Here is a 12,596-nt window from a genome sequence, read left to right on the forward strand (position 1 = left end):
CCTCGTTTCAGTGGCAATACCGACAATCCTGTCATTCTAAGACGGATGTCAAGCTATTTTACATGTTTATATACTCAGTATTTACCTGTCGCCATTAAGTAGACATTATGAGTTTAGTTTCAATCTATGCATAGTCTTGGTGAATCAAAGTCTAGAACTTTGTGGATAAGGTAGAGAGATGGTTTCCCCTAAAAGTCTTGTTTTTCAATTACACCGTCACTGGGAAGTGGTTGAGCAGTTAACCCGGCTTTCACGAGAGTTCCCTGCATTTGAGCTCCGTATCCTCGAACAAGTGATAAACCAGTACAAAAACAAAGATGCAGATACTAACAGCGTGCTGACGAGTCTTATCAACGCGGACATCTTGCAGCCTATCTGCCGAAGTAGTGACTATCAGCTCAACACGCTGGTGATGGATTTTGTACGTGGATTGACTCATGAGCATGAGCTTGGTTTGTCCGCGGTACTTAAAGCTCGCGTTGAGGCTATCAAAAACGCCACCAGCCAAGTACTAAAGGGACTTGAAGATACCGATAATGATTTACTCCGTTCAGGCGCTAACCAACTGTCAGAGCTGACGAGAAAGATTGCTCAACAATTAACACAAGACAAGCAAGCCATTTTTGACATTGCTGAAGCGGCTAAATCAGCAGACACCAGTGTGCCAATTGAACGCCGCTATCGTGAAGTACTAGAAGTGTACGACCAATACGTTGAACCCATGAATGAAATGATGGATAGCGGTCTTGGAGGCAGTTTCTACCCATTGTTGGAAAAAGCAGAAGAAGCACTAGACAAAGCCGTTGATACGCTGGCTATTCGCGGCTCTTTGTATCAACAAAGGTTAGCAATGCGTCAGATTGCTTATCAAGTCAAAGATCTTCGTTACCAAGGGCGGGTCATCGCTCAGCAATGTGCAGATACCTTGTTACCGCTGAGAGAGGAAGCGAGGCTACATAACCAGCTTTCTGCTGTGATTAGCAAGCAAATAAGCCAAGTTCGTAAGAAAGGCCTAGTTCGAGGGTTAAATGCAGTCGGCTTACCATTATGGAAAGCCAGTCGTACCAGTAAAATTCAGATTGGGAACGAAGTGCGTGAACTGATGGCTGAATTTTTGAGTTTTGAACCCAATTCAATTCCTTTTCCGGATGAAGAAGAGCTCTCTGATAGCCTCTTAGTGAATTGGATCGATGAGCAGCGATTGCGTGAACAACTTTCAGCAGCATTGCCGGTTGAGAATCTCATGACTTGGTTAACGACACACTATCGCTATTTACCTGATACGGAATTACTCCGTCTCTATCATGAACTGGTGCGAGAACCACAATGGCAAAGCTTGTTGAGCACAAATCCTTGTACCACAACGCTCAGTACCGTCTCTGTCACTTATCATCCTCATCAACTAACGACCTTGACTCGCTCAACAAGTGCAAAGGATATGGATAATGCAAAATAGCAAACTCGACTTAACTGAGCTGACACATCTCACAGAACTGTTCAACTTATTCAATTCAGGTCGGCACCTGAACCGTTCGACAGATGCAGCCCTGTGGTATGAACTCGAACAGAAATCGGAACAGTATCGACATCTATTTTCTAACCTAGGGTTTGAGCTACGTATCGATGGCCGTGGTTTTGCTTGGTTTCATGACGATGAAGGGAATCAAAACATCAACAAGCAATCGCGACAGTTGGCGCTTTTGCTGATGGTGATTTTTGACTACCAAGCGGACAATGGTCGCTCTTTGAGTCAGTTTTATCAGTGGACCATTAACAATAAAGTGCTAAATGAGGTCTATGAAAAGCATCAAGGATTGTTGGATGCAGAAGAGTTAGATCAAGGGGGATTGGTAAGAGTCCTCGAAAATGCGGTGCGAAAAGGCTTTGCGATTCAAGAAAACAACCACTGGCGCTTATTGCCTTCGGTATATCGTTACTTAGACCACTTTGAGGCGATTACCGAACAAGCCTCTGTTAGCGATGGAGTCACGGATGAGGAGGATGAATCATGCTAAATTACGGCTTCCAACGTCTCGCATTAATTGGCAGTGCTGGATATCAGCGAGCAGAGCTGCCACTGGATGATTCTGTGTCATTAATCGCACCAAATAATCACGGTAAAACCAGTTTAATCAACGCCCTCCAGTTTCTACTGATCATTGACCAAAGAAAAATGGACTTTGGCTCTCATAGCGTCGAAAAAGCACGTCGTTTCTATTTCCCAAACAACAGCGCATACATCCTGCTTGAAGTCATACTTCCTCAAACCGGAACCGTTGTTTTCGGCTGCGTAGGTAAAGGCGTAGGCCACGATTATGAATACTTTGCCTACAAAGGAGAATTAAACCTAGATGATTACCGTTTGGCGGATGGTCATATTGTTACTCAACCCAAACTGGTTAACCATCTAGCTAGCCACCAGCACAGGGTCTATCAATACAATGAAAGAGATTTTCGTCATTTGATTTACGGTGGTGCAAAGAGTAAGAAGACCAATGATCTCGACTTTACGGTATTCAAGCTTGAACACGTAAGCGATGCACGCTCTTACCAGCAAGTGCTCACCAAAACGCTTAGATTGGATAAGCTCAATTCCAGTGATGTAAAAGAGTACTTACTCAAGATATTTAGCCGTGAGCTGCCTAATGCGAGTATCGATTTTAAGCAAGAATGGGAGAAGGCATTTCAAGATATCAACTTAGAGCGGGAGCAATATCTAGCGGCGGTGAATAATCTTGCGACCATTGAAGAGCTGGAACATAAGTTTCAACGTACATTGTCCCTAAGAGGCAAAATTGCGTCGGCACAACCCAAAGTGAACCAATTATTGCAAGATTGGCACGGACACGTTCAAACAACGAGAGAAAAATTATCAGCACAAAAGCATCAGCTTGAAGAAGAACAAAATGAGTTACATCACCAAGATATTGCTCGTGCTGAAGCACGCAGTGGGTTAAACAACAAGCTCGCGGATCTAAAACGTACCGAAGAGCAGTACCAAGAGCTTCAAGCTCGCTTTGCGTTGATTCCGAATCACGCCTATTTAGAGAGCCAGCTCAATCTAGCAAAACAAAGTTATGAAGAACAGGCCGCGCTATGTATTCAATCGCAACGCTCTTCTTCATCAGATTTAGCCAGGCAGTTAAAAGAACGGACAGAAAAACGCCAAAGGTTGGAAACGCAGCGGCAAACCCTAGACAATAATTTGTACCTTCATCTCTCCAAATTGCTCACAGCGCATGAGCTAGAAAAACTGAACAAAGTACTGAGTCAGCAAGTGATGCAGCGTTCACCTTCGCACTATTCACTCGATATCAATCAGCTTCGAGACGTGCTGAGTGGTGAAGCGGCCCCGACGCTCACTCTTTCTGGTTTAACCATATCCCTTGATGAGCTCATTCCTCAACATGTTCAAAAGACCGAACAAGAGCTGGTGGAAGAGCTAGATAGTGTTAATCAGCAGATAAATAGCCTCACAGAACTGCTAGAGGTCAGTCAGCAAAGGGATTTGGCGGAAAAGAAAAAGAACGAGTTACACCGAGCCGTGAAAGAGTGTGAAAGGGCGCTCATCGATTATCAGCAACTTGAGCAACTCACCGCGAATCAGTCTCAACGTAGAGAAGAAAAAGCCAAGATCGAGCAAGAGATCACAGCGATTAATCATGCTTTAGCCAGTGCGAAAGACCGCTATCAAGCGCTGAAAGAACAAATCAACAAGACTTCGGAAAAGCTCAGTAAGTTAACTTCAGATAATAACCGTGTTGAGTCGCTCAAAGAGCAAAGAATGGATGATCAATCCCTGTTTACGGCGCTATCGGAACAACCTCATACCCCATGGATAGCGACCGAAGAATGGAGCTTGGAGTTTCTCCCCATTCGTCTTGAACAGTTCATCAACGATTGCCGGGAACTGGATAACCTTTCTAAAGAGCTACGCCAAATGAAAAATGAGTTGGCTCAGAAAGGGCTCACAAAGTTTCAAATGGCACCCACTCAAGACGAAGAGCTAAAAGGCATCATTCAATTTAGCCATTGTTTGGATGCCGAAAAGCAAGCGTTAGAGAGAAAAGCACGTTCTGCGGTGGTTAATGTGACAGCGAGCTTAAGGGAGTTACGCAGTGGTCTGCTTGCTTTGCAAAGTAAAATGAAAGAGTTCAATCGGCTAATCAGTCACAGACAGCTATCTGATTTGAAAACCTTCAAAATCGAACCTGTCGAGGAAAGCTTGCTTGTGAATGCGATGAATGTGTTGATACAGCAAGCAGAGCAGACAGATTCGGGGCAAAGTTTCGATTTGTTCGATCAAACGAGCATTTTAGATGATGCAGATCTAGAGCGGGCGAAAAATACGTTAATTGAAGAGGGCAATGCTCGCCAAGGATTAAGAGTCGCAGACTTATTCAGGCTTGAGTTTGTCGTGGCAAAGCAGGGGCAGCAGCAAGAGTCTTTTGAAGATATTGATAGCGCAGCGTCTAATGGCACGGTATTGATGGCAAAGTTAGTCACCGGCCTTGCCATGCTGCACCTAATGCAAGACAAACGTCACCAAATGAAAGCGGTCTGTTATTTGGACGAGGCGTTAGCATTGGATACCAAGAACCAAGCCAACTTAATCGAGATAGCCGAGCAATTTGGCTTCGCGTTAATTTTTGCCTCGCCGGCACCGTTAACCACCGCTCGGTATTGTGTGCCAATTCACCAAGTAAATGGTAAAAACGTCATAAGCCGTCATAGCTGGCAGCTATTGTCGCCCATCGAAAGTCGTATGGTGACTCAGCCAATCGCGGAGACATCACAATGAGCCAGCCATTGATTGCCGCCTTAAAACGGCTCATGAATGCACATCCAGAGGCGATTGCAGCGAGCACAATGACGACTGCGCAGAAAAGGCAACTCGACGAATTTTGCCGAAAGACTCACAGCGTACGAATGACGCCTAGCGGCAGAGGCGTTGCCTACCGCATTGAAGACTTAGCCGTCGTGACCGTGACTCTACAGCAATTGTCGCCACATCAAGACTTACCATTGTCGATTCCGCCAAGAGCCGCGAACATCGCCAGCACTCGAAGCAGTAAACAGGGAAGAATCACCCACGATGTTACTCATGTATTCATTAAGACCCAAGCTCAGCCGAACTGGTTTGACGGAGATAGGCCAACAGAACAGTTACAACGGGCGAGCGAAGAGTTTGGCGTTGCCGCGCTAGAAATCGGCGGCGACAAAAATCATTCACTGTATAGCGAACATCCTATCTGGCTTGTGGAGAACCAAGATCTGTTTGATAGGCTTGATTGGCTGCCGACTTCGGAGCCCACCAGCGTAATTTGGTATCGTGGCCAACTGCACAATAAGTTGATCGATTGGCTGGCAGCCCCGCAGCGGTCGCCATTCATCTATTTATTTGCTGATTATGATGGAGTAGGGCTGAACAATTACCGCCGCTTAAAAGAGCGGCTCGGAGAGAGAGCCACTTTTTGGCTGATGCCGAATTGGCGCGCCTTATTAACTCGCTATGGCCAAAATAAACTCTGGATTGATACTGCACGAGAGTTTGAATCCTTTGAGCGTAATGCTGGCCAATGGCTCGAACAGGAAAATGAGTTAAAAGCACTTGTACAAGCAATGAAGAGGCAGGGGTTGGCCTTAGAACAAGAAGTGGTTTGGCTAAATAGTGCGCTTTAACTGAGTAATACCGACAAGTTCAGCATTTTTGAGCAGAGATTAAGCGCACAATCTCATAACCATACCTAGAACATTGCCCACGGATCTGTTTTTTCATATTCTCTCACCAAGAAATTTTTCGACTTTATCGTGTAGAGCTAACATGTTGGAAATGTAGCTTAATTTTCATCCAGTGAAATTGATAACCACGATTTTAAAACGCAATCTTGGTTGATAATGATCAAAATTTATACGGTGTCGGCATCCTTGAGCTTGGTTTCGATGACGGTATAGCATAGGAAATAATATGAATAATGTAGAACAGCAGTTCCTAAATGAACTCGACGATAAGCTTTGGAAATCAGCAGAAAGATTACGTAATGCTTTAGACGCCGCCAACTATAAACACGTCGTACTAGGGATCATCTTTCTAAAGTATGTGTCAGACGCTTTTGAAGAGCGCCAACAAGAACTGCGCACTTTGTTTACCGAAGACAGCAGCGACGACAATATTTATTACATGCCTCGTGAAGATTACGACTCTGACGAAGAATACAACGAAGCAGTCAATGCAGAGTTAGAACTGCACGAATACTACCAAGAGAAAAACGTGTTCTGGGTGCCCAAGCAGTCGCGCTGGGAGTTTCTGAAAAGCACCGCAGCAAGGTCCATCGGCGATGACATTGAGTTAGAGAATGGCGAAACCTTCAAGCTTACCTCTATATCTAAGCTAATCGACAATGCCTTAGAAGCCATTGAAACGTATAAAATCGACGACAGGCTGGCAAATCCTAAGCTAAGGGGCGTATTGCCACGTATTGGCCGTTTTGAAGTCGACAATTACAACCTTACTGAGCTCATCAATAAGTTTTCCGATACCAGCTTCCGCAACCCCGAGTACAACGGCGAAAAGTTAGATTTGCACAGCAAAGATATTTTGGGCCATGTCTATGAGTACTTCTTAGGGCAATTCGCTTTAGCCGAAGGCAAACAGGGTGGCCAATATTACACCCCCAAAAGCATCGTTACCCTGATCGTTGAAATGCTTCAGCCTTATCAAGGCCGAGTCTATGACCCGGCAATGGGGGCGGGTGGCTTCTTTGTGAGTAACGATAAGTTTATTGAAGCGCATGCCGCTGATAAACATTACAACGCAGCAGAGCAGCGCAAACATATTTCTGTTTATGGCCAAGAAAGTAACCCAACGACTTGGAAGCTCGCTGCCATGAATATGGCTATTCGCGGCATTGACTTTAACTTCGGAAAAAAGAACGCCGATACCTTCTTAGATGATCAACACCCCGACCTGCGTGCAGACTTTGTGATGGCCAACCCGCCGTTTAATATCAAAGACTGGTGGCACGCCAAACTTGAGGGCGATATTCGCTGGAAATATGGCACACCGCCGCAAGGCAATGCCAACTATGGTTGGATACAGCACATGCTGCACCACCTGAACGATAACGGCTCAATGGGCTTATTACTCGCTAATGGTTCTATGAGTTCCAATACCAACAACGAAGGTGAGATCCGTAAAGCGCTGATCGAGGCTGATCTAGTTGAATGTATGGTGGCACTACCAGGCCAGCTATTCACCAATACCCAAATCCCTGCCTGTATTTGGTTTTTAACCAAAAACAAGAAAGGCGGCAGCTCAGCAACACAGAAAGGCAAGCGTGATCGCCGTGGTGAAACCCTATTTATTGATGCGCGCAACCTTGGCTTTATGAAAGACCGCGTACTGCGCGACTTTACCAGCGATGATATTGCCAAAATCGCCGATGTTTTTCACGCTTGGCAATCTGGAACAGGCTACGAAGACGAAAAAGGCTTTTGCTTTAGCGCCAAACTTGAAGACATGCAAAAGCACGATTACGTACTAACGCCAGGGCGCTACGTGGGCGCAGCCGATGCCGAGGAAGACAGCGAGCCATTCGCCGATAAAATGCAGCGCTTAACCGCGCAATTAAAAGCGCAGTTTGAAGAGTCTGACCGATTAGAAAAGGCGATTAAGGAAAATCTGGCGGGGATTGGTTATGAGCTCTGAGCTGTCAACGCTTGAACAACAGCTTTCCCCCCTGTTTGAACGAGTAGTGAGCATACTTGAACAGGCGCGTAGCAATGTCGTTCGTTCCGTCAACCACAATACCGTACTGGCCAATTGGCTGATAGGGCGAGAAATTGTCCTGCAATTACAACAAGGTCAACAAAGAGCAGAATACGGCAAACAAGTGATCGAAGCCTTGTCAGCCCGTTTAAATCGCAATTATGGCAAAGGGTTTTCGGCCACCAATCTTTGGTACTTCCGCCAATTTTATTTAACCTACCCAAACAGAATACCGATCCCTCACCCAACGGGTGGAGAATCTACCCAGTTGCTCGCCATTACCCACCCAGCGGGTGGAGAAAATGCGTTTTCGGCAAAGCTGTCATGGTCGCATTATCGCGCCTTAATGAAGGTGAAAGACGCCCAAGCGCGTGACTTTTATGAGCAAGAAGCCGCAGAGTCTGGCTGGGATAAGCGCGATTTAGAGCGGCAAATAAATTCGCAATATTACCAGCGCATACTGGCCAGCCAAAACCCTAACGCCTTAATTACGCAAGGGCGAAAGCAAATCACCTCAGCCACCCCAGCCATTGAAGTGCTTAAAAACCCGTATGTATTAGAGTTTTTAGGGTTGCCAGAATTACCACAATTACACGAATCGCACCTAGAAAGCGCCATAATGACTCAGCTACAAGTTTTTTTACTGGAGCTCGGCCAAGGCTTTGCTTTTGTAGCTAGGCAAAAACGCCTACAGTTTGAAGATAAAGACTTATTCGTAGACTTGGTGTTTTACCACTGCATTTTAAAATGCTACGTACTCATTGATTTAAAAATGACCGAACTTACCCATGCCGATGTAGGGCAAATGGACGGCTATATTCGTTTATTTGACGACCAATACACCAGCGAAGGCGACAACCCAACCATTGGCCTGATTCTCTGCGCTGAAAAAAACGAAGCCGTGGCCAAATACTCGGTACTCAATGATCGCAAACAGATTTTTGCCTCAAAATATATGCTGCACCTGCCTACAGAGCAACAACTGCAACAGGAAATTCAACGCGAACTCAAGCTGATTGAAAACTTACAAGGAGAGCAGAATGAAGGTAATTAAGCAGAGCTTAGGGTTTGAGTTAGAAAAAGCGTTTGAGGATAATTTAGTGGGGATTGGTTATGAGTTCTAATTGGCCTCTTAAAAAAATTTCTGATGTTGCATATTTTCGGAACAATAAACGCATACCACTAAAAAGTTTAGATAGAGCTAAACGACAAGGTGAATTTCCCTACTATGGGGCATCCGGTATCGTTGACTATATTGATGATTACGTATTTGATGGTTCTTATTTATTAATCTCTGAAGATGGAGAAAACCTTAGAACAAGGAAAACACCAATTGCTTTTCAAGCTCACGGTAAGTTCTGGGTAAATAACCACGCGCACATACTGGAAGAAAAAGAAGAGGGAATCTTAGATTACTTAGAGTACTATTTTTCAACTTTAGACCTTACCCCATACATAACAGGTGCGGTACAGCCTAAGTTAAACAAAGCTAACTTAGACACAATTGGAATACCAATTCCGCCTAAAGATGAGCGTAGATCGATCAACCGAACCCTTAACCATCTTAGAGATAAAATTGAACTAAACACCCAAACCAACCAAACCCTAGAACAAATGGCGCAAGCCATCTTCAAAAGCTGGTTTGTCGATTTTGATCCCGTCAAAGCCAAGATTGAAGCGTTAGCAGCGGGTGGTAACGCTGACGATGCAGAACTCGCTGCAATGAGTGTAATTTCGTATCCGCCCCATGAACCCACGGGGCGATATTGTTAGTGTTTGAAGTTCCAAGGCAGGAGTGCATCGATATCAGGTTCCGCTTTCGCTAACTCCTGCATGCACTTGACCATGTAGTCGTAAAGGATAAGGCCGTTGGCTTTCGCTGTCTCGACGATACTGTAAAGCATCGCGCTCGCTTCCGCCCCGTTAGGGTTGGTCGAGAAGAGCCAGTTCTTTCTCCCAATAACCAGCGGTTTTATTGCGCGTTCAGCTCGGTTGTTGTCTATCGATAAGTGACCGTCATCGATATAGCGGGTGAGCTTCGGCCATTGGCCGAGCGTGTATTTTATCGCTTTACCCAGCGGGCTAGACTCAAGCACTTTCTGAGTTGTCATCCATTCATAAAGCTCATCCAGTATCGGCTTAGCATGCTCTTGGCGCTCTGCTTTTCGTTTTTCCGCAGACTCACCTTTTAAGCGTGATTCTATTCCATAAAGCTTCTGGATTTTGGCCAGCGCTTTATCCGCTTTACCTGACTTGCCTTTGCCTTGAAGCTTCTTCGCCTCCATGAACTTGCGCCGAGCATGCGCGAAGCAACCGACATTGGTGACGAGATGAAGCCCATCATAAACACCATAGCCATCGGTTTGTAGATAACCACTGTAATCCCCCAAGAAGGCAACAGGGCACGCCCTAGCTCGACTGTTTTGATAGTCGTACAAGACGATATTTCTCACATTAGGGAGGGCGGCATCTGGCGAGTCTGCGCCCGAGCAGTAAAGCCACATATAACACTGTTTATCTTCTTTGAGGACATTGAGCGGCGTTTCATCCGCCTGAATCACCACTTGCTCAAGTAGGTGCGTTTTTAAGGCCGCGTAAAGTGGAGCGAACTTCTCACTGACTTGGATAATCCACCTTGCCATGGTGGTTCGTGAGAGTTCGATACCCGACTGGGTAAACAGGGATTCTTGACGGTAAAGTGGCATCGCATATTGGTATTTGCCGAGGATGATATTGGTCAACAAGCTTTCTGTGGCGAAGCTCTTCGGGATAATGCTTTGCGGCGCTGGCTTTTGAACAATGCGGCTGTTGTCCTGAGTTTGCTCGCATTGGCGGCAAGCATATTTAGGACGAACATATTCCAACACTTTAAGTACCGCAGGTGTGAACTCAAGTTTCTCGCTACGGTCTTCACCGATTTTATGCAGACTATGTTGGCAGCAAGCGCACTGCTTTTCATCGTCGTCTAAATCGAGTTCGATAACCTCACGAGGCAAGGTCTTTGGCAGTGGCTGACGTTTACCGCGTTTCTTCGTTGTGATGGTCGTTGTGACAACTTCAACCTCTTCTTCCTTAGCGGCTTCACATTCCGCTTCGTTGAAGAGGTCACCTTGTGATTCATTGTAAGGCTTTAACGCCTCCGAGCGTTTAGCGAACTGACGGTCGAAGGCAAGTTTGAGTTGTTCAAGCAGCGATTGGCGCTCTTGTTTCAATTGGTTTTCTGACGCCAACAGTGCTTTCACCATCGCTTGTAGCTCGGCAACATCTTGGCTTTCTGGGTTGATATTTGGCGTCTTTTTCATGGCATTGATGATACTAAAATCATGCCGTTAATGCTTGGTGGATAAGACTTTATTATCGCTTAAGTCATTGTAAAATCGTTTATTCTAACGGGTTTATGGCCGATAATCGTGAAGCCAGAAAGCAGTCTATCAAGCTCGAATTGAGTTAGGGTAAACACCTCATTTTGCTCTTTTGATGGCCACTTGTACTTGGCTTTTTCAAGGCGCTTATACCAAAGAGCAAAGCCTGTTTTATCCCAGTACAACACTTTGATTTTGTCGCGCTGTTTGTTGGTGAACAGGAACAGTGCGCCGCTGCCCAAGGGCAAGTCGGTGTCATTTTCGATAATCGCAGCGAGGCCGTTGATGGACTTTCTAAAATCGACGCTTTCACGATACAAGTAAATCTTTGGAGCGCTGAGCATGCGTTTCATGATAACGCACCGATAAGCTCTGCGAGATAGGTCGCTGGTGTGCCTTGTGGGATGCTCAGTTCAACATTGTTTACAAGTAGTGTCATGTTGGCAACGACAACGTGAGTGGCTTGATACTTTGTCGTCTTTTCAACGACTTCTGCTTTAACAAAGCCAACCGTGTTCGGTTTTTCGATGTGCTTTAACTGTTGGCGCTTAGCGTAAAAAGTGGAAAGGCTCAGTCCGTTACGTTCACAGAATAATCGTTGTGATAGCTGGCTGGATTCATAGTGTTCGAACAGGGTTCGCCATTCTTGGTTAGTGCGTCGTTTGGCCATTTCAAATCTCCTTTGGGTTGGAGGTTTGATCTTATTATTCGGGCTAGACGATTAGAATGCGGGGTTTATGATGCGCTTACGTAATTTCTGCCAAAACTGTTGATGAACTGAACAGCTTAAAGGCCAGCAATCCCGAGGCATTTAACAAACTCGCCCAAACCGCCGCGCTGTTTCCTGCAGCAATGCAAGACTCTGAACTTGGTGAGATACCGGAGGGGTGGGAGGTTGGAAAGCTAGCAAATATTATTGACTTTAATCCTCGGCGCACCCTCAAAAAGGGTACATTGGCTCCATATCTTGATATGAAAAATGTTCCAACAACTGGCCACCTTGCTATAGAGGTTGTTGATAGAGAAATGGCTAGTGGGACTAAGTTTGTAAACGGTGACACATTATTAGCACGAATTACGCCCTGTCTAGAAAATGGCAAAACTGCTTATGTTGATTTTTTAAAAGACAATCAAGTGGGTTGGGGTTCCACTGAGTACATTGTAATGAGACCAAAGGAAGGCTACCCAACATCCATAGGATATTTGCTAGCTCGAGATACTAATTTCAGGCAGCAGGCAATTCAAACTATGACTGGAACAAGTGGTCGTCAAAGAGCTGACGCAAAAGCCTTAGCCGAAACTGCTTGGCTTATCTATCCCAAAGAGCTCGTGAGGGCATTTGACAAAACGGCGAAAGGATATTTAAGTCTTGCCAAAATTAATGGTGATGAATCGAAATCGCTATCAGAGATTAGAGACGCTCTTCTTCCTAAACTCTTGTCAGGCGAATTAGTTGGGGAATAACA

General features: G+C 45.4%; 11 protein-coding genes. 8 read left to right on the plus strand and 3 right to left on the minus strand.

Features of this window, described 5'->3' with window-relative positions:
- Nucleotides 1–178: 178 nt before the first annotated feature.
- From I3X05_RS05440 to I3X05_RS05470, 7 genes are all read left to right on the plus strand, one after another.
- Complete coding sequence (locus tag I3X05_RS05440) at nt 179–1,456, plus strand: hypothetical protein (RefSeq protein WP_045568908.1); 1,278 nt, start codon at nt 179–181, stop codon at nt 1,454–1,456.
- A complete protein-coding gene (locus I3X05_RS05445) occupies nt 1,446–2,015 on the plus strand; it encodes a condensin complex protein MksE (RefSeq protein WP_045568907.1) in 570 nt (189 codons plus the stop codon). The genes I3X05_RS05440 and I3X05_RS05445 overlap by 11 nt, the downstream gene beginning before the upstream one ends.
- The gene (locus I3X05_RS05450; protein ID WP_337970990.1) at nt 2,009–4,801 is read left to right on the plus strand and encodes a hypothetical protein; all 2,793 of its coding nucleotides are present in this window, start codon (nt 2,009–2,011) and stop codon (nt 4,799–4,801) included. The genes I3X05_RS05445 and I3X05_RS05450 overlap by 7 nt, the downstream gene beginning before the upstream one ends.
- Nucleotides 4,798–5,682 carry a DUF7281 domain-containing protein gene (locus tag I3X05_RS05455; RefSeq protein WP_045568905.1) on the plus strand — a complete coding sequence of 295 codons (885 nt, stop codon included), beginning with the start codon at nt 4,798–4,800 and terminating at the stop codon, nt 5,680–5,682. The genes I3X05_RS05450 and I3X05_RS05455 overlap by 4 nt, the downstream gene beginning before the upstream one ends.
- 286 nt (nt 5,683–5,968) lie before the next feature.
- Entirely contained in the window at nt 5,969–7,708 is a 1,740-nt protein-coding gene (locus tag I3X05_RS05460; protein ID WP_045568904.1) for a type I restriction-modification system subunit M, read from the plus strand.
- On the plus strand, nt 7,698–8,822 hold the full coding sequence (locus tag I3X05_RS05465) for a PDDEXK nuclease domain-containing protein (RefSeq protein WP_045568903.1): 1,125 nt from the start codon (nt 7,698–7,700) through the stop codon (nt 8,820–8,822). The genes I3X05_RS05460 and I3X05_RS05465 overlap by 11 nt, the downstream gene beginning before the upstream one ends.
- A gap of 59 nt (nt 8,823–8,881) precedes the next feature.
- On the plus strand, nt 8,882–9,541 hold the full coding sequence (locus I3X05_RS05470) for a restriction endonuclease subunit S (RefSeq protein WP_337970991.1): 660 nt from the start codon (nt 8,882–8,884) through the stop codon (nt 9,539–9,541).
- Here I3X05_RS05470 and tnpC read toward each other — a convergent pair.
- From tnpC to tnpA, 3 genes are read right to left on the minus strand one after another with little or no spacing between them, the layout of a single operon-like run.
- Entirely contained in the window at nt 9,538–11,070 is a 1,533-nt protein-coding gene (gene tnpC / locus I3X05_RS05475) for an IS66 family transposase (protein ID WP_193277853.1), read from the minus strand. The genes I3X05_RS05470 and tnpC overlap by 4 nt on opposite strands.
- A gap of 59 nt (nt 11,071–11,129) precedes the next feature.
- Nucleotides 11,130–11,483 carry an IS66 family insertion sequence element accessory protein TnpB gene (tnpB, locus tag I3X05_RS05480; RefSeq protein ID WP_337970604.1) on the minus strand — a complete coding sequence of 118 codons (354 nt, stop codon included), beginning with the start codon at nt 11,481–11,483 and terminating at the stop codon, nt 11,130–11,132.
- Entirely contained in the window at nt 11,480–11,800 is a 321-nt protein-coding gene (gene tnpA / locus I3X05_RS05485; RefSeq protein ID WP_045569184.1) for an IS66 family insertion sequence element accessory protein TnpA, read from the minus strand. The genes tnpB and tnpA overlap by 4 nt, the downstream gene beginning before the upstream one ends.
- A gap of 182 nt (nt 11,801–11,982) precedes the next feature.
- Between tnpA and I3X05_RS05490 the strand changes: the two genes are divergently transcribed.
- Nucleotides 11,983–12,594: a hypothetical protein gene (locus I3X05_RS05490; RefSeq protein ID WP_337970992.1), complete on the plus strand. Its 612-nt coding sequence runs from the start codon at nt 11,983–11,985 to the stop codon at nt 12,592–12,594.
- Nucleotides 12,595–12,596 lie beyond the last annotated feature (2 nt).

Origin of the sequence: Vibrio navarrensis, from assembly GCF_015767675.1 — a bacterium.
GTDB lineage: Bacteria > Pseudomonadota > Gammaproteobacteria > Enterobacterales > Vibrionaceae > Vibrio.

Bases quoted from the DNA above. Each gene is read 5' to 3' on its own strand.
- I3X05_RS05440 (WP_045568908.1), top strand. From the start codon at position 179: ATGGTTTCCCCTAAAAGTCTTGTTTTTCAATTACACCGTCACTGGGAA.
- I3X05_RS05445 (WP_045568907.1), top strand. From the start codon at position 1,446: ATGCAAAATAGCAAACTCGACTTAACTGAGCTGACACATCTCACAGAA.
- I3X05_RS05450 (WP_337970990.1), top strand. From the start codon at position 2,009: ATGCTAAATTACGGCTTCCAACGTCTCGCATTAATTGGCAGTGCTGGA.
- I3X05_RS05455 (WP_045568905.1), top strand. From the start codon at position 4,798: ATGAGCCAGCCATTGATTGCCGCCTTAAAACGGCTCATGAATGCACAT.
- I3X05_RS05460 (WP_045568904.1), top strand. From the start codon at position 5,969: ATGAATAATGTAGAACAGCAGTTCCTAAATGAACTCGACGATAAGCTT.
- I3X05_RS05465 (WP_045568903.1), top strand. From the start codon at position 7,698: ATGAGCTCTGAGCTGTCAACGCTTGAACAACAGCTTTCCCCCCTGTTT.
- I3X05_RS05470 (WP_337970991.1), top strand. From the start codon at position 8,882: ATGAGTTCTAATTGGCCTCTTAAAAAAATTTCTGATGTTGCATATTTT.
- tnpC (WP_193277853.1), bottom strand. From the start codon at position 11,070: ATGAAAAAGACGCCAAATATCAACCCAGAAAGCCAAGATGTTGCCGAG.
- tnpB (WP_337970604.1), bottom strand. From the start codon at position 11,483: ATGAAACGCATGCTCAGCGCTCCAAAGATTTACTTGTATCGTGAAAGC.
- tnpA (WP_045569184.1), bottom strand. From the start codon at position 11,800: ATGGCCAAACGACGCACTAACCAAGAATGGCGAACCCTGTTCGAACAC.
- I3X05_RS05490 (WP_337970992.1), top strand. From the start codon at position 11,983: ATGCAAGACTCTGAACTTGGTGAGATACCGGAGGGGTGGGAGGTTGGA.